Source organism: Mycoplasmopsis agalactiae PG2, from assembly GCF_000063605.1.
In the GTDB taxonomy this organism is placed as follows: Bacteria; Bacillota_I; Bacilli_A; order Mycoplasmatales; family Metamycoplasmataceae; genus Mycoplasmopsis; species Mycoplasmopsis agalactiae.
Genome location: NC_009497.1, coordinates 541,263 through 564,638 on the forward strand (window position 1 = coordinate 541,263; position 23,376 = coordinate 564,638).

The window sequence follows — 23,376 nt, forward strand, 5'->3', positions numbered from 1 at the left end:
TTTTATAGTGCTAGACATAAATTAAATAATGTAAAGGATTAGTATGAAAAAATCTAAATTTATGTTGTTTGCTGCTATTGCTTTCATACCACCTATACCTCTTATAATTGCCGCAAGCAATCATAATAAAAATACTAATAGCACTGATAATAACAACAATTTAGCACCCAAAATAGACAAATTGTATAAAAATCCTATTGTGAATGAAATGCTTAATTTTTATACTAACAATAATGATGATTTACGTAAAAATTATGTCTCTTTTCAAGAAAACAGATCTAATGCACTTTTCAAAGAACTAGAGTATTCATTTACATATTACCCAATTTTTATTTCAAATAAAGCTTCTGATGGAAGTAGTCATTATTCAAGAATTATAAATAAAGCTAAAGATGCAATACAAAAGCATTTGTCGCAGGATTGGTATTGAGTTTTAAACAATCTTGATCATTTTTGATTTATTTTTTCTCCATATAATGATTTGTATAAAACATTTGAAGGAGAAAAAGAACTTTTTGAAAAAGTTCATAATGAGCTTGGTTCATGAACAACTAATATCAAAAATAAAAAGCCAGAAGCAATTTTTAAATATAAGTTTCCTGATGCTTCATCAATTATTAAAAAATGAGTAGATAAAAACAAGGATAAGTACAAAAATATTGATCCTAAATCTTATGTGCAAAATTCAATTAGTCAAATTGAATCATGGTACTTAATTTTTGACACTAATAAAGCTATAAAAGTGTTGAAATATTTAGAAGACGGCAAACCAAAATTGCAAATTTTGACTGACTTATTACTCTTCAAAGAATCAGCAACTCTTGAAGAACAAATTTTGGCACTTGAGAATGAAATAAATAGTAAACGTGAAAAAGATTTATTAGATGATATTGAAGAAAAAATTGGTGAAGCAGAAGATTATGCTAATGATGATAATGATGCAAATACTGAAGCCAATGAAGAAGGTGAATCTAGATTACTTCGCGCAACTGAATCGCATAGCATTGACATAAATAAGGTATTAACAGAATTTTTAAAATCAAAAGGTGATAAAAAATTCTTCGAGTTTCATGCTAAGCATCAATATAACTCACATTTTGTTGATGCTATAAATACTATAAATAAGGATAATTTGTCAATCTATAGATTTACAATGAGGAATATTGATTATGAAAAGTAGAAAATTTGTATTAATATCTCCACTAGTAATTATGCCTGTTACAGTCTCTACAGTTTCATGTATAAAAACATCTAATTTATCTACTTCATCAAATCTTTTACAACATATTCCAAAAGAATATGACATCATCCCACAAGTGCTTAGCAACAAAGAAGTAGTTACTGAAAATATAATAAAAAGCCTTCTATCATTAACTTTCGAAGATGACATTGTTAAGAAAAATGAATATGTCAAGTCTCAAGAAGATGAGAAAAAGCTATTTAGTGAAATTAAAGAATTAAGCAAGAAAGTTCCTTATTTTGTTAGAAAAGGAAAAAATCAAAAGCCTGGCCATGGTCATTTAGAAATTGTGAAAAACCACAAAGAAGAATTAAATAATTTTTACTCTAAAAATTGATTGTTTATGCTTAAAAATATTGACAAATTTGCAGTTAGACCTTTTGAAGTTTGAACTTTAGAAAAAACTGGCAATGCTGAGCATTCTCCAGAATTTCTAAATAAAAGCAAAGATCAAAACCCTGGCATAGATAGTTTTTCATTTGTTAACAAAAATCTTGATTCTTTAATTCAAGGTGGTGAGTCAGCTCATACTCCTGGTAAAAAAGTTATATACATTAAAAAAGACAAACTTATTATTAGGGTTGTTATATCAAAAGATGCCCAATACCCTTTTAAAATAGACAAATTCATCCATTTTAGCTTGTATTCTAGAGACAACAAAATATCTATGAAATTTATTTCAGACATAATCCACTCAGCAATATATCATAAAGACCCAAAGGGCTATGAAAGCTTTGAAGAAGATTTAGTGAAGAAAAATTATAATTATCCTTTCTTATCAACCTTGACATTAAAAGAAGGGGGAAATGATGAAAAATAAAAAATATTTTAGTTACATAATACCTTCTTCTTTTCCACTAATTGCACTTTCATCAGTTTCATGTACTAATAAACAAAGTAATAGTGAAACAAATTTAATAAAAAATGATAACCATAACAAAAGCTGAGATGCTTTCTTAAATTATGACTATGTCCAAGCTATTTTAAATAAAGCATATGGAAATAACAAAGAATTAAAAGATAAGTATGTTGAAGAACAAAGAAATATCAATCTAGATTACTTAAAAGACATAAAGTCATATTTAGGCTACAAAAACAACATTGTAAGTAGCTATGGATCGAATGATTCATATGGCAAGGGTGATGCTTATCCTATTGAAGTGTTAGATTCAAAGCTTGATGAAGCTTATAAGAAAAATTGATTATGATTCTTATATAACTTAGATAGATTTGTTTTTGTTCTTTATGATGTATCTGACCAATTTAAAGCAGTGCATGAAAAGGCTAATATTGATGCACAAAAAAGTAGTGTTGAACTTGGTGCATTTCATAAACCAAAAACAAATGACGTTGCTAAATATATAATTGGCAAGAAAAATCAAGAAACCAATGAAGAAAATGTCTACTTATTATTAAAAGATGGCAATATCTTGCGTGTTGATTTAACAAAAGATAAAAAAGACATGACTAAGCCTGCTAATGTCTCAGTATACACTTACACATACTTTTATCCTGGAGTCTTAAATAATGACACTGAAATTAAAAATTTCGATCTTAATAAGTATGTAAAAGCTGAATTAATTCATTATAATGATAATCATTCGCCATTTAAAACACTTTTTAATGAAGAATATGGCGGAGACCCTCTAAGAGCTACATTGATTGATGTAGATTTAAAAAATAATAAAAATTAAGGCAGCCCTTAATTTTTTTATTTTCCTATAGAATAGACTTTATCGTTTCTTTAAACTTGTTTAATTTTTGCTGTGCTAAGTCAATTGTTTTATCAAAAGCAAAGACATAAAACTTAATTTTAGGCTCAGTTCCTGATGGTCTTAGCGCTAATCAAGAATTATCGTTTTTAAACTTAATTTGAATCATGTTTGACTTCATAAAGCTTGATTTTAAATTAAAGTCCTCAATTATTTTGTTTTCAAAATTTAAATTCTTAAATTTTTCTTGCAATAAAGCTAAATCAGTACTTTCATCAACCTCAATTTCAATATTTTCACTGGCAACATAACCGACTGTTTCATAAACTTCATTAAGTATGTCGATTAAAGTTTTATTTTGCTTTTTGTAGTAAGAAGCCATTTTAGTCAGTATTGCAATTGATTGCAATGCATCTTTATCTCTTGAAAGATTTTCATCAATTAATGATCCATAACTTTCTTCAAAGGCAAACATAAATTTTTTGCCTTCATTAGAAAACTCATTGATTATTTTGCCTATTCATTTAAACCCAGTAGGCACCACTACTGATTTAATCCCTTCTGATAAAGCCAATATTTCAGGAATGTTAGTTGAAACAAAAGAGTAAACAATATAATGATTATTAGGCTGTTTTATAGTACTTTTGACTAAATCTAGCAAGAATTTAAAAACTATTATTGCAGTTTCATTACCATTTAAAATTCTGTATTCATCACTATGCTTAACTGCTAGCCCAACTCTATCACTATCAGGGTCGCTCATTAATAAAATGTCTGCATCTTTTTGCTTGCCTAATTTTATTAATAATTCATAGGCTGAATGCTTTTCAGGATTAGGATATTGAACATATTTAAAATTTGCATCAATTTTCATGTGTTCTTTAACATAAAAGATGCTTTCATTTATGTCATAAGCTGATTCAGAAAATAATTTTTTGAATAATTTTGGGACAAATTTAGAACCTGTTCCGTGTAATGGTGAGTAAACTACTTTAATATTTTCTGGATTTAAATTTACAGATTTATCTAAATTATTTGCTATTTGTGCAACTGAATTTAGGTATTTATCTTTAACTTTTTCTGAAATAAATTCTAAATTATTAAACTCAGACTTTTTGATGCTTTTGACTGTTTTATAGGGCTCTAGGTACTTTTCATAATCATCAAAATAGCTAGAAACTTCTTGAATTTCTTCAGGAAGCATTTGAAAAGCAGATTCATTATAAAGTTTAATTCCATTGTACTCTTTTGGATTATGACTAGCCGTTATATTAATGCCCCCATGCGCTTTATAGTGCATAATTGAATAGCTAACAAAAGGTGTAGGGCAAATATTTTTAGAAAAGTAAACCTTAATTCCATATGAATCTAATATTTGTGCACTGCAAAGTGCAAAACTATATGACTTTCTTCTATTATCTCTTCCAATAACTATTTTAATTTCTTGCTTAGCATACTTGTTTAGTAAATATTTAGCATACCCATGCATTATTCTTCTAACATGAGCTATATTTAAATTCTCGACTCCTGATCCTATTTTTCCACGGATTCCAGCAGTTCCAAACTCTAATTTATTCATGTTTATATTATACAAATTTAATATTGTGGTATTATAAATTTACTATGGAGGGTATATATAGTAGCAAAGAATTAAAATCTGTTGCAACTGCAACAGATTGACTTATTGAAAAACCTGTTGAAAAAAAGGAAAGTAAATTTATCTCAAATATTAAAGCTCTGTTTGAAAAACCATTTCGTTTTACAGTAATGGAGCTTGCAATTTCTGGCTTAGTTATTAGCTTATTTTTAGTAACATCATCAATATTGTATTTTGTCGGCTTAAGCAAACTTATTAAGGCTGAAATATTATTCTGTATATTGTACGGAATAATACTTGGACCAATTAAAGGAGCTTTTTTAGGTGTTATAGCCGATGTCTTAGCACTGTTATTGACGGGAAGAATTGGTTTATGATACTGGACATACCAATTAGTTCCTGCAATAATAGCCTTTTTAAGTGCTATTTACTTTGCTTTGTTTAAATCATCAGTAATAGCACGCTTAATTATTCCATTTGTAGTTATTATTTCGGCAATGGCAACAATGATTTACATCTATACGCAAAACATTGTTAAGCTTGAAGACGGAAGCACTGGAATTAGTTTTGCTAACTATGAAAAGAAAATAAAAGATAAAACAATTGAATATCCTTATTTATTGACCTTAATTGGCATTATTATTTATTTATCTCTTTCATTAGTTACTGTTATTACATTAGTTTCGTTCTATTTAAAGAGTAAAAACCCTAAGTTTTTAGATTACCTTTTAATATTTAGTATTGTTACATTTATTCAAGTAATTTACCGTTGAATATTTGGGCCAATTCTTTATATCCAATATAGAAATTACATTGACAACAAAAATTGAGGATATGCTGATAAATATGTAACATTTGCTATTCCAATTATTGTTAAATCAATGGTTAATATTCCAATTTATACATTTGTATTATCTGCAATTTATCCTGTAGTTAGCCTGCTTTGTGATAAATATGTAGGTGAGAGAAAACAAGTTTCATATTAGTTTTTTGAAAGAGTTAGAAATGAAATCAAGAAGAGAATACCGCCTTGGCGTAATTAATGTTCTATATAAGTATGAACTTCTAGAAGCAAAGCTTTTGCCTAGCCAAATATTCTCTGATGAAAGTGATATTGATAACGAACAATTTAAGCAATTAGAACTAATTAGCCTAAATTATGACTACTATCAAAAAACTATTCTAAAATTTTTAAATCAAAACACAGCTTGAACTAAACTTCCAGCATTAATTAGAGCAATTTTACTTAACGCAACTCATGAACTTTTGTCAATTAGCCCCAAAATTGTGATAAACGAGGCTGTTGAAATAACAAAATCATTTTATGAACAAGAAGCAAACTTTTACAAACTAGTTAATGCTCTTTTGCAAAATATATACAAATATTTTGTGATTAATGAAGCAATTGAAAGCAAAGAAAAATAAAAAATTAAAAAAGCTAAGTTTTTGCTCTTAGCTTTTTTATTACAGTTTCCAGTTTTCCCTATAAAACAGGCTTAAACAAATTGTTTTGCCAGCTAGTTAATTAGTATTTTTCAACTAATTCATTCATTTGATCTTCTAATTCAGCTAATATTTCACTAAAGCTCATCTTGTTTTTAGGAGCAACTTTTGTGCCATCAATTAATAATGAATTAATTTTTTTAGCTCCTAAAAACTTAAATGTTCCTTTTAAGTTTCTAACATGGTCGCCAAATAAATATCATCCTTTTGGTGCCCCTTGAGTAGCAACAATAATAACTTTTAGCTTGTCGATTAATCCTCTTGAAGCTCCTTTTGTTACATATTTATATGTAAAAGATTTATCAGCAACACAAATTGAATCGATAAAGTTTTTTAGTGCTCCTGAGTAGTTAAAGTTAATCATTGGAGTAGAAAGAATTAAAATATCAATTTCCTTAAGCTTGTCAATTCAGTAATCTGATTCAGTTTCAGTTCAAAATGTTGGTTTAGATGGAACAGTAAGAGAGTTTGTTGCAAATGGTGTATTGTTTAAATCAACTAATGTAAACTCACTATTAGGATATTTTTTTCTGAGCAATTCAGCAACCTTAACGTTAGCAGCTGATGATAGCGATGGATTGTTTGGTGAAGCCATAATTGAAAGAATTTTTTTTGGTTTTGCCATGTATCAACCTCCAAGTTTTATATGTTTCTTATTATATAAGGTTTTCTACATAGATATAACATTCATTTTATATTTGCATTATTTAAGAAAATTAACATACAAATTTAGCCTAATTACATTGTTTTATAGCGATAGAAGTCAAATTAGGTATGTAAATATTTACATTTTATTACTATTTCCATAATCTTTATATAAAAATTATGATGCTTAATTTTGTGTATAATTTAAATATTTAACAATAAAAAATAAATAGCGGGAGCATTATTATGAAGGAATTAACAGCTACAGTAATTGACCCTATTGGCCTACACGCTAGACCAGCTAGCTATATAACAGCTGAAGCTTCAAAATATAAGTGTGATATTCTTATTACTAATAATAAAAGCAACAGAACAGCCAATTTAAAGTCACTAATGAACGTTTTAACACTTGGTGTTAAGCAAAATGACTCAATTACAATCAAATTTAATGGAGATGATGAAGAAGTTGCGTCTACTGGAATTCTTGAAGTTCTAAAAGACAACAAAATTATTAAATAGTCAATCTTCATTGTAGAAAGATTGCAATGAATTTTTACAAATATGCATTCAAGAAAATACTTTTTGCCTTCATAGGTATTTTTCTTATAACATTATCATTTTATGTGCTTTTGTCTCAATTCATTGCCAATGATAAATTCAATAACGAGCCTTTGAGTAAGCATTTTTTACTTTTCTTAGGTTCTATTTTTTCTAATTTTGGACAAGTTTATAACTCTAGCAGCTTTAATAATGCATTAGAGTACTTTAGATACTATTTTAAATACAGTTTGCTCTTTGAAACTATTGCTTTTATTTTAAGCATAGTTTTTGGATATTTATTAGGCATATTGCTTGCCTATAAAAACGGAAAGCTAACTGATACAGTAATTAGCCTTCTTATTTTTATTTTTGCTTCCATTCCTGCCATTGTTTTAGCCCCATTAATGATGATTTTGGCAGAATTCACAGACTTGCCAGTAAATTTTGTTTCTGCTGATTCAATAAATGTTGGTTACATGCTTTTATCATTGCTTTTGCCTGTTTCGATAATATTAATAATAACTGTGTCATTTTTTGCAATAGTAGTCAAAAACGCTATGCTTAATATACTTAGTAAAGATTATATAAAGGTTTTAAAAACCTTGGGCTTGAGTAACCAAAAAGTCTTTTTTATAGGCATATTGAAAAATTTAATCATTGAAACAATTAATAGAATTCTTGCTGTTTTAATTTTTATTATTAGCTTAGGCATAATTATGGAAAGAATTTTCCAAATACCAGGACAAAGCTTAATTTTAACCTCTGCTTTTGCTAATGGAGAAATTAATGTTTTAATGTGTTTAGTGTTTTATAAAGCATTTGTGATATTTGTATTCTCAGCTATTAATGAAATAATTTATGACGTTTTAAAAGTTGAAAATAACTTTAATTTTAGAATAAGGTTTCGTAGACCAATAAAAGTAGCAAAAGGAGACCTTTAGATGAGTAGCTCTAACAACTTGCTTTTGGCCAATGAATCTAAAGAATCCTTTTCATTGACTAAAAGTAAAAAACAAATTGCTAAAGTAGCAAATTACAAAAGCAATTTTCAACTGTTTTGGAATAGATTTTTTGCTAAAAAGATTAATTATTTTTGACTCTTTTTATTTTTGTCTTTTATTTTGCTAATAATATGTATATCATCAATTGCTTTTGTGCTTAATTACTCACCTTATAAACCAGTTTTAGATAGTGAACTAGCAACTAATTTACCAAATTATTATAGCCCAATTACTAGTAGAAAATTTTTTACTGATAGTCCTGTTTTACAGATCATTAGGGAAAATAATGATTTGCACCATGCAATAATTAAAAGCACCTTAAATGTAAATGATTATGTCATTCTTGAATATGACCCTTATGCTTTAATAAAATCTTTATCAGGAAAAAATTATTACTTCCTTTTTGGCACTAATGCCTTTAGAATAGACAGATTCAGCTTTTTTGTTTACTCATTTTTGGTAACAATTTCTCTCTCTATTTTAGCAATTATTTTTCAATGCTTAATTGGAACATTTTTAGGTTCAATCATTGGCTTTTATTCTAATAAAACTACAAGTAAAATAAGCTATTATCTTTTTAGTTCAATAAACATTTTTCCATTTTTAATAATAAACATTTTGCTTTTTAAAGTTGTTGGCTATAGTTATGCTAATGCGCTTGCAATTATAAGTATATTTGGATCAATTAGCTTTTTCTACATTGCATATGCAAACACATTGGACTTAAAAAATAAAGAATTTATATTTGCGTACCGTTCATTTGGAGCTTCACCAATGTGAATATTAATGCACATAATTTTTGTAGAAAATATTTGGCTTAATTTAACTCTTTTTTCAGATAACTTATCACTAAATATGCTTGTTTTAGCAGCTCTGTCATTCTTTAATATTAAAAATGTTGAGGAATCATTAAACATTGGCAATATATTTAAAGACTTAATTGCAGACTTATCGAACATTGGCTACACTTTATTTGTTATTGTAATTACCAGTCTTTTCATAATTATTAACAAAATTTTTAGCATTGTAATGTATAGAAATTCAAGAGTAAGGGAGTAATGTATGAGTAAAAAAATCTTGTCACTTTTACCAATTGTTGCTCTTCCTTCACTAGCACTTAGCTGTAATATAAGAAATGACAGAAGTAGATTTGAATATATCAAATCAATAAATGAACCTAATTACATCAAAAGCGTTATAACTAACAGTAATAAGTCAATAGAAACTGATCATGAATCACTACTTAGTGCTCCTTTAATTAGGTGAAAAACCTCAGGAAAAGCAAAATTTGACAACCTTAATAAAAAGTTTTTCAGTGTGACTAACAAATATTTAGAATTTGAATTAGCCCAAAAGATAAACATAACACTTTTAGATGGCAAAGTTGTTGAATACTCTAAAGATTCAGTCAAGCCATATTCAAAACTTAGTGATACTGGCATTGTGAATGTCACAACAGATGAAGAAGGAAACATTAACAATCCGTTATTTATTAAACATTTAAAAAGTGCTAAAAAAGTGGATTTTATTCTTAAGGATGGAATACATTTTGTTGACAAAAATGGCAATAAAACAGGGATATTAGTCAAAAATGAGCATTACTGAAGCTCTTATAATTATAAAAATAATTTCGGTGAGTTGCAAAACATTACAAGTGAATATGGAATAGAACAACTTAAAGCTGATGCACCACTTACATTTGTAAAATCTAATAATGCTAATGGCAAGATGGATCATTTTGTAACAAAAGTATTAACTAACAATATGATTTTTATGCCGCTATTTTCAGCTGATGCAAATGATAATAGCGCCTTATTTGCCAGCCCATATGTAGTAAATAGCTTTGGAATAGATAAAGCAGTTTATATAAAAAATAATTTTTATGCCAAGCAATCATTTGTTAAGGATGAAAAAACTTTAAAAAAAGTAATACTAAAGTTCAATCCAGTTCCGATCGATGAGCCAACTTATAGGCTGCAAACCTATAATGCTTATAGACAAAACCTTATTTCAGAAGCTAGTTACAATTTATTTAATGATACTCAAAAAGAAGACATTGAAAATAACCCTAAAATTTACGGACTTTCATTTGCTTTTACTAAAAAAAGCAATGAGAATGTCAACAAATACTTCTATAACTACAACCTAAACAAAGATTTTATGGCTAATGATGCATTTTCTAAACTTGTTTTTAATACCTATAAAACAGGCTTAAACAGAAACAGCTTTATAAATCTTTATTCTCCTAGATCATTGACATTTTTAAGCATTATTAATAATTTAATGAATCAATATACAGCAACTAAACTGCTAGGAAATAATACTTATTGAAACTCATTTATGCCTCAGTCGCTATATTTTGACACTGAAAGTAACAGTGGTGATTACTTGTTTAATTTAATTAATGACATCAATAGAATAAGATTTAACTATTATAGTGATGGTGAGTTTAAAACAAAAACAATTGAATTTTCTGATTTTTTAAACAATAACTTTGATCTAAAAAATGATTCATACAATGGAAGCAAAATATTAGATATTAATGAGCAACTTAAAACCAGCAATTGAAGCTTGTTTAAAGATTTGATGAAGAAACTATTGGATAAATTTTATGAAGAAAATAGGGAACTTCAGAATCAAAAAATTGAATGAGTGATACCTGTTTTTAGTCAAAAATCACTCAGAATAGATAATTATTATCAAAAATTAATTTCATTTATAAAAGCATTAGATAGTAGGCTAAACCCATCATATAAATATTTGAGCTCAGATGAATCAAACTATCTTTATTCATATAATTCTTATGCACTGGTAAATAATTCTTATGCAGAAAATTTGTTTGCTTTGCTGAATCTAGAAAACTCATCAATTTTGACTAATATTGCTGTTTTACAGCATTATTATTACAAAAAGATGAATAAACCTCCTTTTTATGATGAGATATTAAAAATTGACAAAATTTTAAAAGAGTTGATAAGCCAAAATTGAGCAGCTAGCATATTAAGTAGTGATAAATCCCTTAATTTAAGCTCTCTACTAAATACTTATTCTAAAGATATAAATACATTTAAATCAGAATTTATTAACAAAATAAATTCACAGTTTAATAAAACTGAACAATTTGCTTTACTTAGATCAGTTGACGATCTTTTGATTGTAAGGCAAAATGAAACAAATTATCTTTTTACAAATGATTATGAAAAGATAATTGTTCAATATTTCTACACAAAACCACTTAACGATGCTGGTTTTACATATTATCAAGACATTATTGTTTTTTAACTAAAAGGCTGATTTATAGCCTGAAAGGATAAAATGGCTGTTGGCATAGTTGTTGAATATAATCCTTTTCACAATGGTCATATTAGGCAAATTAAGTGAATAAAGAATAAATTCCCAAATGAAAAAATTATTGTAGTAATGAGTGATAAATTTACCCAAAGAGGAGAGCTAGCAGTAGCTTCATTTTCAAAGCGTGCTAGAATTGCTAAAAAATATGGAGTCGACAAAGTGCTAAAGCTTAGCTTTAAAGAAACAGTGCAAGCTGCTCATGTATTTGCTCATAATGCAGTTATGAAACTGTATAAAAAAGGGGAAATTGACAAGTTAGTTTTTGGCTCAGAGTCAAATAATGTCGAATTAATGATTGCAGTTGCTAAAGGACTAAAAGAAAAAGAAAAAGAATTTTATCAATTAGTTAAAACACTGCAAAAAAAGGAAAAAATTAGTTTTCCTAAAGCTTCTTCAATGGCAATAAACATATTGTTTGGCCATAATTTTATTATGCCAAACGACATTTTGTCTTTTGAATATATCAAAACAATTATTAACAATAATTTGCCTATTATTCCGTATTCAATAGAAAGAAATGTTGGTTTTCATTCTGAACAAACTAATGACATATATGCTTCAGCATCATCGTTGAGAAAAATGATTTTTGAAAGAAAAGATATATCTAATTTTTCGCCAATGAAGTTTAAGAGAACTCCTAAATCAGTTGCATCTTTATACAAAACATTTCAAACAAAAGTGTTAAATAACAAAGAAAAAATCAAAGACTTTCCCGTTGTTTCTGAAGGGCTAGAAAACTTAATAATAAAAAATATAGAACAGCCTGACTATGATTCTTTTGTTGAAAAGTGCACTTCAAAACGGTATACATCCTCAAGAATCAAAAGAATTATTGCTTGAGTACTGCATGAATTATAAAAACCAATAGCCTTGTTTTATAGCGCTATTGGTTTTTAGATTATTTATGCCTTGATTAATGTTAAAAGTGATCCTCAGTTTTCACTTGTTAAAATTTTTTCATATGCAGAGACTTTATCGCCTTCGCCCTTAAGATTTGCTTTTAATTCCTTAATTGCATCATCTAACTTTTTAATTTGCTTAGCATGTGCTTTTTGTTTGGCTTCATTTTTTGAAATTTCATTAAATTTTTGTTCAAAAATTTTGAAGATGTTTTCAAGAATAACTAATTTTACTATGCTAAATTCTTTATCAAAGGCTTTGACTTCTTTTTTATGTTCATCTTGAGCCTTTTTTTCTAGTTTAGCAAGTTTTTTCTTATCAATGTTTTTAGGCTCTTTAATATTTTTTTTCTTAAATTCATTCAAGGATTCTGAATTTAAAATAAAAACATTTGATATTTCAGATTTAATTTCAAAATCCACTTTGTCATTTCCGAAAATTCATTTGTTAGTATCGTCTTCAAATTTAAGCATTTGACTAAGCGAGTATGCATGCTTTTCTTTATCAAAAATACTATTAATTTTGGCAATAGCTTTATTTCTGAATCCTTTATTAAACTTTGCTGCATCTTCAGATTTAAATTCATTTAATTTTCCACATTGTGCAGAAGCAAAAACTAATGAAATTGATAAACCACCAGCTATAAATGAATTGACTAATTTTCTATTCATAAAAGCTCCTTTTTTTCCTATGATTAAGTATCATATACCAAATTCTACAATTCTTATATTTTATTACAAAATTTAATGCTTGTTAGTTTTAAGCAGCTTATTATACACTCTTTAATTAAGACTTAAGATGTAGTTTTATGACGGTAATTTAGCTAAGAAAAAATCTGTTATTTTGCTATCAAAAATTATGATGTTTATGTTAAAATACTATAGCAATATTTAATTGCAGAAGTAGATTAAATTCTCACCTGATGGCCATAGCCTTGGGTTCTAGCTACAATTAAAAATATCAATGATGTTTTTTGTAGATAGAAGTGATGAGAATCACTTTATTTTTATGTTTAATTTTTATCAAAAAACTAAGGAGTTATTATACAAAATTTCAAGAAAATAAAGAAGCCTGAACAAGAACACATGATTAATGAAAACATACCTTTTCAAAAAGTGTTCTTAATCGGTGCTGATGGTGAAAAAATAGGCGTTAAAAATACCTTTGAAGCCATTGAAATAGCCAAAGACAGCAAAATGGATTTAGTTTTAATTGCTGTTGAGCCAAAGCCAATTGCCAGAATTTTAGACTATGGTAAGTTTAAATATGAACGTAAAAAGAAGCAAAAGGCTGCTAAAGAAAAACAAACAATAATTCAAAATCGTCAAATTAGATTAACAGCTATGACTGGTGATCATGATTTAAAAACTAAAGCTAGAAAAGCATTTGAGTTCTTATTAGATGGCGACAGAATCAAGGTTAGTTTGAAATTTAGAGGTCGTGAAATAACTAGACCTGAATTAGGCTACACTATGATGAATAAATTTTATGAATTAGTAGAGGCTGTAGCTGAAAAAACAAAGGAACCTGAAATAATTGGCGAGCGTTTTCTTGATATGTATCTCCAACCTAATAAGGTCAAAGTTAATAAATACAAAAGAGAACATAACATAGTTGAAAATAAATCATCTGATTCAAATTCAAAAGATTCTGATGATGATAAAGGAGCAAAAGATGCCAAAGATGAAGACTAAAAGCGCTCTTAAAAAAAGAATTAAAGTAACAGCAACTGGTAAAGTTATCCGTGAGCAAGCTTATCGTTCACATTTAGCCCAAAATAAAACCACAAAACAAAAACGTCAATCTCGTAAATCTGCGCAAATGCACAGTTCTGATCTAAAGAGATTCAAGGCATTAATTTAATAATTTTTTATTAAGAAGGTAATATTATGAGAGTAAAAGGTGGAACAGTTACAAGAGCTAGAAGAAAGAAATGAATAAAACTAGCTAAGGGTTATTTTGGACACAAATCAATCGGATATAAAGTTGCTAAACAAGCTGTTGTTAAGTCTTGAACATACGCTTTTAGAGACCGTAAACAAGTTAAAAGAGACTATAGAAAATTATGAATTTCTCGTATAAGTGCTGCTGTTAGATTAGAAGGCTTATCTTATTCAAAATTTATTAATGGTCTTAAAAAATCAAACATTACTATTAACCGTAAAATGTTATCAGAACTAGCTATTAATGAACCTCAAGTGTTTTCACAACTAATTGCTATTGCAAGAGATTCTGAATAATTAAAGAAGTAGATAGATTACTATCTGCTTTTTTAATTTATGTAACAAAAAAAGCAAGATTTTATTCTCTTGCTTTTTTTAATCTTTTAAGTCAATAATTGCGGTATTAATTATTGTTTCTCTGCTTAAAATTTGCTCTCATTTCTTAACATTTTCTTCAAATGATTCATTGTTTGCCAATTTATCTTTATTATCTAAATAGTCATTTGAAAGTTCTGATGATTCTAGGCTTATATTGCTTGTATTATTATTTTGGGGTATCTGTTCTGCTTCTAATGTATGAGTTTGACTAACATAATTATTTAAGTTATTAGAACTATCAAATTCGCTTTTTTATAGGATTTTTCGTCAGATAGTTCATTATCATAATTATCTGTAAATTCATTATTATTAACAACACTGTTTTCAATATAGTTAATTATTTCATCATAGATTTTATCTTTAGTTGTAGCTCAGCTCAAGCTATTAACTAAATAGATATTATATTTTTTGCTCTTTATAAATTTATATAAGTCTTTTTGCAAGATATACTTTTCTATATCGTTTTGATACTCGTAATTATCAATTATGAAGCACATTATATTTTTGTTATTGTGCTTTAAAATGTAATCAATTTTGAGTGTTCCAATAGACTCATTGCTTGCAAGAGTCATACTATCATAGTCTTTAATTAACTCATTGATTGAGTTTTCTAGTTGAATTTGAAACTCTGGTTTTTCAACTTCTATACCTATATTTAGCTCACTTTGGGCAAAATTGTCATTAGATACAAATTCTTGCTTTTCTTTAGAATCTAACTCCAAAAACTCTAGTCATTTTTTAAAAACATAAACATCTTCATTGCCAGTTAACACACTAACATCACTAGAATTAAGACTTTTGAGCACTATCATCTTATCCTTAGCTCTTGATATTGCAACATTTAATGCATTTTTACCGCCAGGACGTCCAACATATGTTGAGTGAAATAAAACACTGCTATCATACGCTATAGAAGCTATAACTAAGTCTGCTTCATCACCTTGAATATTTTCAATATTTCTTAAAAGTAGCTTACCTTCAATTATTGCATTTTCCAAATTTGACTCTTGTTTAAAAATTTTGGTAGTTATATAATCTTGCTGTTTGGCATTAAAACATAATAAAATTATTTTCTCATATTTATCCAAGTTTTCTTTGGCAATTTTAATTGCTAAATTAGCTTCAATTTCATTTTTATTATCTTCTCAAGCACCATTAGCGTCAATAACTTCAATTGATTGATAATTTTTATTATTTAAATTAGTATCAATTACATCAAGCGAGCTGTTATAAAAATATTTACTACTAAAAGTCATTAAGGATGCATAATTTGACCGGTAGTTTTTATCTAATAGGATATTATAAACCCCTACACCTTTAGCAAAATCAAGCATTGAATCAACTTTGCCAAAAATAGTTTCTTCGTCGCTTACTCTAACACCAAATCAATTACTTGGTTTCATTTGCTGATCATCGCCGGCCAACACTTTTATTTTTGACAAATATAATACTGGTAAGCCTTTTTCAATAAAAATTTGGCTAGATTCATCCAGTATGCCATAGTCTAATTCTCCTTTATTTCAGGCAGATAAGTCAGCTTCAGGTGTAACAATTATTATTGGAAAAAGCTTTTTGATCATATTCGGAAAGCGTTTCATAAACTTATATGGCTCAATAATAGCAAGCCTTGCAGTAGCAGCAAATTCAGTATATTCAGCCTTTTCATCATCATTAAATTGCATAATTGAATTAATGATGTTTTTAGTTATAAAGCGTTTAAGCTCATTTTGGTCACTAGTTTGCTCATTATCATAATTAGGCAATATGATTGCAAGACTCTTTATGTAATCAAAATCAGATGGTGTTAAATTTTTCTTAAGCCTTACAATTTCATCCAAATTGCCTGTAAAATTGTTGAATTCGTCAAATAATTGTCTTGATAGTTTGCTAATTAATCAATAATTTTTCTTGTGTATTTTAAAGCTTAAGTTATTGTCTTTTAGCATAAATTTTCTTAGCTCTCAAGCACTAGAAAATTTAAATTTCATTGGATATTTAATACTATCAGGCAAATTAATAATTTTTTCTCATAGTTCATTAGTTAAACTTGAACCTGCTTTATGAATAGGATTAATTAATCTGAGCGCATGATTAAATCTCTTGTCATTCGAAATCATTTGGATGTCATTAACAAAATTTATTTCATCATTTGTAATGATTCTTAGTGGTTTTAAATTATCAACTTCTTCGTAATTTTCTAAGTAGTCTAGATATTCTTTAATAGGCTCATAAAATGACTTTTTGTTCATATTTTTAGAATTAAGCATAAACAAGCAAAAGATTTTTAGTATTCCCATTCTGTTTCTAATAACTTCTAAAGCTGCCTTTTTTTGTGAACAAACTATTGCTGTTTTTGAATATACTAAAACATTAGTTAGAATGTTAACTATTGTTTGACTTTTACCAGTTCCTGGAGGCCCTCAAATAATTGTGTTTTGGTTAAGTGAACTTGCAATAGCTCTATCTTGTGAATAATTAGTGGCTGCTATTTTAAAAAGGCTTGTTTTAGGATTAAACAAAATGTCGTTTATCCTTTTTTTATAGATGTTTTTGTTAAATTCAACTTGCAAAATTTTGTTAAGCTCGTTGTTATTGATTATTTCAAGCATTCTGTTTCTAATATAGCCACCAGAAGGCTGAAAAAGTCCTAGAACTACTCCGCCAGCAAATTGTAATGATTCATTAATGATTTCTTCAGCACTTAAGGAATTAAATGAAGAATTTAAATTCACTTTAAGCTCATAAATTTGCCCTCAGAGCTCATGCAAATTTTTTATTAATTCTTTTATGCTTCAGTCACCATAATTGTCAGTCACTTCTAGGTCAAAACCTGCATTATTAAGTAAAAATAAAAGCTTTTCATTAGGCTTAATGTCGCCATTAGAAATCAAAAATGGTCTAGCATTTCTAATTTCTAAATACACTTCTTTAAAAAACAAAGGAGCATAAACGCTCTTGCCATCAATAGAAACTTGTACAAATAAAAAACCTAGATGCATAGGTCAAATGTTTGTTTCAGCGTTTATTTCGTTAGCTTTATTTAAAAATAACTTTCATTTGAGTGATTGTCGTTGAAAATTAGCCCTAATTTCATTGATTATTTTGTTTTTTGTAAAATGAAAATCTTTTTTAAGCTGGTTAAGCCTTTGCGTACTTAATTCATAGTTATTTTCTTCTAATATTGCAATGGTTTCGTCATAATCATTAGACTTTTCTAAAAGCTGACAAACTCTGATTAAATTAACTTCCAAAATAGGAATATCAAAATTCTTATTCGAATAAATTAAATCAAAAGCTTCTGGACCAAAAAGGGAATAAAAATCAAAACAATACTTGTTATTTACCTTAGTAAAAATTGCTTGATCAGATGGATTTACATCTAAAAGATTATTTAAAATGCTTTGGTATTGTTTAGTTTTATTATTTTTATTTTCCATAGTTTGTCCTTAATAATTTATTAATAGTGATATTATATATTTCTAAAAAAGCAATTATTCAATTTTGCTAATATTAATTGATTTTTGGATGATTATTTGGTTGCAGTATTAATGAGTTAAAGGTGTATAAAATTTACCAAAACGCCTGTTTTATAGGAAAATAAAAACAAAACCTGAGTTTTGTTTCTTTATTTTATATTAGTTTCATAGTGTTGTGAATGCAAAACTATTGCATTTCTAAAGTTTGCGCCCTAATGCTCCTGTTAACTCTTTTAACAGTAGCTAATTCAATGCAAACTAGAATTAGTTGTGCTACAAGAATACCTGATAGTATTCAAATTAATCATTTGTTTATAAAAATAACTAAGTTACTGTTTGCAGCTGATTTGATTACATTTTTAATCATAAAAGGCTCGAAGTATAATAATGCATATAATGCTGTTGCACCTGCAAATAGTAGCAGTGAAAATAAAGCGTATAGAATAAATGATTTGCCTTTGAATAAATTAAAAATTCCGTAGGCAATAAGCACATGTAATAATCAAATTATTGACAAAATCAAGAAAAGCTGAGAACCAGCAAATGCTAATATTATCAAAAGAATGTCAGCAATACCAAGATTAGATCATTTAGAAGCTAAAACTTGGAAGTATGCTTTATAAAAATGAACAAAAAATCCACCAGTTCCGTCCTCGGCTGTTGCAAAATTCATCTTAATGTTTGTTGCTGTTAGTTTTACATATCTAACAATTCATACAGTTGATTCAGATGAATTTGGTGCAAGAAAAACATTAGCCATTAATGGAGAGGCTGCCATTAGTAAAAATATAGTAAGTACTATAAATCCTTTTACTCTAAATCTAACTTCTTTTTTCTTACTCATATTCCCTCAATTATACTAATAACTAGTAATGTGTTTGTTGATAAATTAATTTAAGAAAATTAAAAACCTCTAAGTTGGCTTAATTCTTTGTCATATTTATAAAGTCTTTCTTCATAAATTTTAGTTGAAAAAGGTACTGTCTCTTGTGCGTAAGCTCATAAAATAACTAAATAATTAACAAGCATTTTGTGTCTGAGCAAAAATAATTCATCATATTCGCCATATGAATCCAAAAATAACTTCTCTTGCTCTTTATTTAAGTTTGCACTTTCGATAAAGTAAGCTAATTCAAAATTTGAATCACCCATAGTTGCATACTCTCAGTCGCAAATAAAGATTTTTTCTGTTTGATCCTGTAAAACAAGGTTAAAAGTTCATAAATCATTATGGCATGGAACATTTTTATTCATGTTGCTTAAAGTTTTATTAATGTTACGGTAAAAATCATTTAAAGCTTTAATGTTTACGTTTTTTTCTTTTAAAACTTTACGATAATGCTTAACTCTAGCAGCATGATTTGATGGTGGAAAATTAAGCTTTGAATTATGAACAATATATAAAAGTTTAGCAATTTTTACTATATTTTCATTAGTTAATTCTGGTTCAGTGCCCTTAATAAATTCTCACTCTGTTTTTTCCTTATTCTCGTTTAATAATTTAGGTACAAAATCAAAATTAGCTAGTATTTTATAGTCAATTTTGTGATTAAACCCTGTATATACTTTTTCTTGTACAAAAATTCCATTAAGCAAATATGAGACATTAGTATGCCCCTTAGTAATAAATTGTTTTTCCTTAAAGCTTTCTTGATAATCCATAATTTATAACTATACTATATAATTAATTTATTTAAAAATATTTTATTTTTCTACATTTACAAAATGACGGTAACAATATGGACAAGAGCAAGATTAGAAATTTTTCAATAATAGCACACATAGATCATGGTAAAAGTACACTTGCTGACAGAATTTTAGAATTAACAAATACAGTGGCTGCTAGAGATTTAGAGGAGCAGTTTTTAGACCAAATGGATTTAGAAAGAGAAAGAGGAATCACAATTAAGCTTAATGCTGTTCAAATTAAGTATAAGGATTACACTTTCCATCTAATTGATACTCCTGGACATGTCGACTTTACTTATGAAGTTTCTAGATCATTAGCTGCTTCTGAAGGTGCTTTGTTACTAGTTGATGCTACTCAAGGCATTGAAGCTCAGACTCTTGCCAATGTTTATCTAGCTTTAGAAAATAATTTAGAAATTATTCCAATAATTAATAAAATTGATCTCCCTTCTGCTAATGTTGAAAAAACAAAAGAGGAAATTGAAAATGTTATTGGCATTCCAGCTGATAATGCCGTGTGTGTCAGTGCAAAAACTGGGCTAAACTGCGAAAAAGTTTTAGACGCAATAGTTGATTATGTTCCTGCGCCAAAAGATGCTGATGATAATAAACCACTAAAAGCATTGATTTTTGATTCATATTTTGATGAATACCGTGGTGTTATTATGCTTATTAGAGTTTTTCAAGGCAAGCTAAAAGTTGGCGATGATTTTAAGTTTATGTCAAATAATGCTAACTATCATGTTATTGAGCTAGGTGTAAGAAATCCTAAAGAAACTAAAAAAGAATATTTAGAAGCTGGCGAAGTAGGTTATGTTGCTGCCACAATTAGAGATGCTAAAGAAGTACATGTTGGTGATACTATTACTTTAGTTGAAAATCCTGCACTAGAACCTCTACCAGGCTATAAACGTAAAAAGCCTGTGCTTTTTACAGGATTTTATCCTATTGATACAAGAGACTATGCCGAACTTAAAAAGAGCTTAGATAAAATTTCACTAAGCGATAGCTCACTAACTTGAGAGCAAGAAACCTCTAAAGCTCTAGGCTTTGGCTTTAGAGTTGGTTTTCTAGGTATGCTCCATATGGATGTTATTCAAGAGAGACTAAGCAGAGAATACAAAGTGGGAATTATTGCTACTAGTCCTAGTGTTGAATATAAAGTTGTTAAAACTAATGGCACATTTGAAATGATTTCTAACCCATCATTAATGCCAGATAGAACATACATAGATCATATTGAAGAGCCTTATATTGAAGCTACAATAATCTTGCCTAATGAATACATCGGTAACATTATGGACTTGTGCCAAAATAAACGTGGAATTTATAAGTCTTTAGACTACATTGACGATTCTAGAAGCAGATTAATTTATGAAATGCCTTTAGGTGAAATTGTTTTTGATTTCTTTGATAAAATGAAGAGCTTAAGTAAGGGATATGCTTCATTTGAATATGACCTAATAGGCTATAAAACAAGCGATTTAGTAAAAGTAGACATACTATTAAACGGCGACAAAATAGATGCTTTTTCAATCATTACTCATAAAGATTCAGCTTATGAAAAGTCTAGAGATCTAACCAAAAGATTAAAAGATGCTATCCCTAGACAAAATTTTGAAGTGCCTGTGCAAGCTACAATTGGCGGAAAAATTATTGCTCGTGAAACAATTAAAGCTTTTAGAAAAGATGTTACTCACAAATTGCATGCTTCAGACATAAGTAGATACAAAAAGCTTTTGGAAAAACAAAAAGCCGGTAAGAAAAAGATGAAGATGTTAGGCTCAGTAGAAGTGCCTCAAGAAGCATTTTTAGACATTTTAAAAACTAATGTTGATAAATAGACTGCAAAACATTGCAGTTTTTATTTTACAAACTAGAATTCATCATTAATTATTCATTGCAATATTAAATATATAATTAAGTTGCTATGAATGAATATGAGTTTTTAGAATCTAGAATTGAAAAGGATTTACTTAACAAACTTTCTAACATAAAGTTTTATTACAAAGGCTTTCATAATTACACTTTTAAGGTTGATTATGAGGGCAAAACATGCCAATTAAGAGTTCCTATTACTAATTTAGTAGATCATCAGGTTGAATCATTATTTATGGATAAGTTGCCTGGCGTTTATTACTATAAAAAAGGCGTATTAGTCAGAAAATGATTTGAAGGGAAAACATTAGAGAAGGTCAATTTAACCCTAAAAGTACAAAAGGCTGTTATAGACAAAATTAAAGAGTTTCATAAAATTGAAATAGATCTTCCTGCAATTGACCTTTTTTACTATGGAAAAGGAAGCAAAAAGTATCAGACATATGTAGAAAAATACAATAATGATGCTCCTTTAGTTACCTGTCACTGTGATTTAAACCTCAAAAACATTTTAATAAATGAAAAAAATGAAGTTGAGCTAATTGATTTTGAGTGAGTTAGAAAAGCAAACCCACTTTTTGATGTTATGTCATTGATTCATATGAATTTTGACTCAAACTTAGTAAAAAAAGAGTTTAAAATTTCCCAAAATAAGTATAAAGAAGCCTTATATGTATGTAATGAATTTTCAAGAATGTCTTATGAACATATTTATAAAGATCTTTTACTAGATGAAAATAAAACTCAATTACATGAAGGATATACAAACTTATCCTATGTTAAAAATGATTTATTTATTCAAAAAAAACAAAAAAATGGTTTTAATCATTTAAATAAATTAGAAAAATTTAGCAATCTTGGCATAACTGAAAATGTTATATATGAAGATGATGAAGTTATTGTCAGACATTTTATTAATAAAATCCCAATTGACTTTCAAAACAGCCATATTCGGCTAAAAATTGCTCAAAAACTTGCCACACTTCATAGTTCAAAAATCAAACTTATTAAAAATCAAATTGCTAAAAGAATTAATTTTTATTACAAAGCAAATAAAGACCACGAACTGTTTAATAAAACATTTAGTACTGAAGTAAAAAGTAAGATCCTAGAAGCAGCTAAATTACTAAAAAATGAAATTCCAAGCCACAATGATTTAAATCGTGAAAATATTTTATTGGCAAATAACAATGAAATAATGTTTATCGATTTTGAATATTCATCACAAAACTCAAAATACTTTGATATTGCCTATCACTGCAGCGACCTTGATTATTCTGTTGATGATGAAAAAATGTTTATTAATGAATATTTAAAACACACAAAATTTGATTTTGACTATGATGATTATTATGCTACTAAAGCAATAGTGTGTTTATACGGCATAAGTTGGTCTTTAACTTACAATCCTGATTTTGACTTTGCTTGATTAGTCAAGCATGTTTTAAACAACATAAATTATATTGATAAATTTTTACAAAAGCACTGTAAAACAGGCAAATAAGTCATTTTTCTATAATTCC

Annotated in this window: 21 protein-coding genes; 15 read left to right on the forward strand and 6 right to left on the reverse strand. The window is 27.8% G+C overall.

The features are described 5' to 3' along the window. Positions 1-43 precede the first annotated feature (43 nt). The 3 genes from MAG_RS02355 to MAG_RS02365 are packed head-to-tail and all read left to right on the forward strand — an operon-like array spanning position 44 to position 2,934. Positions 44-1,180, forward strand: coding sequence for an aromatic motif membrane protein (locus MAG_RS02355; RefSeq protein WP_011949631.1), 1,137 nt, complete (start codon positions 44-46; stop codon positions 1,178-1,180). Beyond that, positions 1,170-2,060: an aromatic motif membrane protein gene (locus MAG_RS02360; protein ID WP_011949632.1), complete on the forward strand. Its 891-nt coding sequence runs from the start codon at positions 1,170-1,172 to the stop codon at positions 2,058-2,060. Before MAG_RS02355 ends, MAG_RS02360 begins: the two co-directional genes overlap by 11 nt. After that, positions 2,050-2,934, forward strand: coding sequence for an aromatic motif membrane protein (locus MAG_RS02365; protein WP_011949633.1), 885 nt, complete (start codon positions 2,050-2,052; stop codon positions 2,932-2,934). The genes MAG_RS02360 and MAG_RS02365 overlap by 11 nt, the downstream gene beginning before the upstream one ends. A gap of 25 nt (positions 2,935-2,959) precedes the next feature. Here the strand turns inward: MAG_RS02365 and MAG_RS02370 are convergent, their stop codons facing one another. Continuing rightward, positions 2,960-4,531, reverse strand: coding sequence for a phospho-sugar mutase (locus MAG_RS02370; protein ID WP_011949634.1), 1,572 nt, complete (start codon positions 4,529-4,531; stop codon positions 2,960-2,962). Positions 4,532-4,575: 44 nt separating this feature from the next. Here MAG_RS02370 and MAG_RS02375 point away from each other — a divergent pair, with 44 nt between their 5' ends. Both MAG_RS02375 and MAG_RS02380 read left to right on the forward strand, forming a co-directional pair. Next, positions 4,576-5,535 carry a hypothetical protein gene (locus MAG_RS02375; protein WP_011949635.1) on the forward strand — a complete coding sequence of 320 codons (960 nt, stop codon included), beginning with the start codon at positions 4,576-4,578 and terminating at the stop codon, positions 5,533-5,535. A gap of 19 nt (positions 5,536-5,554) precedes the next feature. Then, positions 5,555-5,974, forward strand: coding sequence for a transcription antitermination factor NusB (locus MAG_RS02380; RefSeq protein WP_011949636.1), 420 nt, complete (start codon positions 5,555-5,557; stop codon positions 5,972-5,974). A 100-nt stretch (positions 5,975-6,074) separates the two neighbouring features. On the opposite strand, the gene MAG_RS02385 is transcribed toward MAG_RS02380, so the two are convergent. Beyond that, a complete protein-coding gene (locus tag MAG_RS02385) occupies positions 6,075-6,677 on the reverse strand; it encodes an FMN-dependent NADH-azoreductase (RefSeq protein WP_011949637.1) in 603 nt (200 codons plus the stop codon). A gap of 266 nt (positions 6,678-6,943) precedes the next feature. Between MAG_RS02385 and MAG_RS02390 the strand changes: the two genes are divergently transcribed. The 5 genes from MAG_RS02390 to MAG_RS02410 are packed head-to-tail and all read left to right on the forward strand — an operon-like array spanning position 6,944 to position 12,447. Next, positions 6,944-7,216, forward strand: a complete 273-nt coding sequence (locus MAG_RS02390) for an HPr family phosphocarrier protein (RefSeq protein ID WP_011949638.1) — start codon at positions 6,944-6,946, stop codon at positions 7,214-7,216. A gap of 26 nt (positions 7,217-7,242) precedes the next feature. After that, positions 7,243-8,178: an ABC transporter permease subunit gene (locus MAG_RS02395; RefSeq protein WP_011949639.1), complete on the forward strand. Its 936-nt coding sequence runs from the start codon at positions 7,243-7,245 to the stop codon at positions 8,176-8,178. Next, positions 8,179-9,297 carry an ABC transporter permease subunit gene (locus MAG_RS02400; protein WP_011949640.1) on the forward strand — a complete coding sequence of 373 codons (1,119 nt, stop codon included), beginning with the start codon at positions 8,179-8,181 and terminating at the stop codon, positions 9,295-9,297. A 3-nt stretch (positions 9,298-9,300) separates the two neighbouring features. After that, positions 9,301-11,520 (forward strand): OppA family ABC transporter substrate-binding lipoprotein, encoded by a 2,220-nt coding sequence (locus MAG_RS02405; protein ID WP_011949641.1) that lies wholly within the window; start codon positions 9,301-9,303, stop codon positions 11,518-11,520. Positions 11,521-11,553: 33 nt separating this feature from the next. Next, positions 11,554-12,447 (forward strand): nucleotidyltransferase, encoded by an 894-nt coding sequence (locus tag MAG_RS02410; protein WP_011949642.1) that lies wholly within the window; start codon positions 11,554-11,556, stop codon positions 12,445-12,447. Positions 12,448-12,491: 44 nt separating this feature from the next. Here the strand turns inward: MAG_RS02410 and MAG_RS02415 are convergent, their stop codons facing one another. Next, positions 12,492-13,160: an MAG4740 family lipoprotein gene (locus MAG_RS02415; protein ID WP_011949643.1), complete on the reverse strand. Its 669-nt coding sequence runs from the start codon at positions 13,158-13,160 to the stop codon at positions 12,492-12,494. 414 nt (positions 13,161-13,574) lie between these two features. On the opposite strand from MAG_RS02415, the gene infC reads away from it, so the two are divergent. The 3 genes from infC to rplT are packed head-to-tail and all read left to right on the forward strand — an operon-like array spanning position 13,575 to position 14,729. Then, positions 13,575-14,183 carry a translation initiation factor IF-3 gene (gene infC / locus MAG_RS02420; RefSeq protein WP_011949644.1) on the forward strand — a complete coding sequence of 203 codons (609 nt, stop codon included), beginning with the start codon at positions 13,575-13,577 and terminating at the stop codon, positions 14,181-14,183. Next, positions 14,164-14,352, forward strand: a complete 189-nt coding sequence (rpmI, locus tag MAG_RS02425) for a 50S ribosomal protein L35 (protein ID WP_004023889.1) — start codon at positions 14,164-14,166, stop codon at positions 14,350-14,352. Before infC ends, rpmI begins: the two co-directional genes overlap by 20 nt. Positions 14,353-14,378: 26 nt before the next feature. Continuing rightward, the gene (gene rplT, locus MAG_RS02430) at positions 14,379-14,729 is read left to right on the forward strand and encodes a 50S ribosomal protein L20 (protein ID WP_004023890.1); all 351 of its coding nucleotides are present in this window, start codon (positions 14,379-14,381) and stop codon (positions 14,727-14,729) included. A gap of 302 nt (positions 14,730-15,031) precedes the next feature. Here the strand turns inward: rplT and MAG_RS02435 are convergent, their stop codons facing one another. The 3 genes from MAG_RS02435 to MAG_RS02445 form a co-directional block, all read right to left on the reverse strand. Continuing rightward, positions 15,032-18,247 (reverse strand): DEAD/DEAH box helicase, encoded by a 3,216-nt coding sequence (locus tag MAG_RS02435; RefSeq protein WP_011949645.1) that lies wholly within the window; start codon positions 18,245-18,247, stop codon positions 15,032-15,034. 226 nt (positions 18,248-18,473) lie between these two features. Then, the gene (locus MAG_RS02440) at positions 18,474-19,130 is read right to left on the reverse strand and encodes a hypothetical protein (RefSeq protein ID WP_011949646.1); all 657 of its coding nucleotides are present in this window, start codon (positions 19,128-19,130) and stop codon (positions 18,474-18,476) included. Positions 19,131-19,189: 59 nt separating this feature from the next. Further along, positions 19,190-19,948, reverse strand: coding sequence for a phosphotransferase family protein (locus tag MAG_RS02445; RefSeq protein ID WP_011949647.1), 759 nt, complete (start codon positions 19,946-19,948; stop codon positions 19,190-19,192). Positions 19,949-20,025: 77 nt separating this feature from the next. Between MAG_RS02445 and lepA the strand changes: the two genes are divergently transcribed. Together lepA and MAG_RS02455 are read left to right on the forward strand one after the other, a co-directional pair. Then, positions 20,026-21,819 carry a translation elongation factor 4 gene (gene lepA, locus MAG_RS02450; RefSeq protein WP_011949648.1) on the forward strand — a complete coding sequence of 598 codons (1,794 nt, stop codon included), beginning with the start codon at positions 20,026-20,028 and terminating at the stop codon, positions 21,817-21,819. Positions 21,820-21,905: 86 nt separating this feature from the next. Next, positions 21,906-23,357: a phosphotransferase gene (locus tag MAG_RS02455; protein ID WP_011949649.1), complete on the forward strand. Its 1,452-nt coding sequence runs from the start codon at positions 21,906-21,908 to the stop codon at positions 23,355-23,357. Positions 23,358-23,376: the final 19 nt, after the last annotated feature.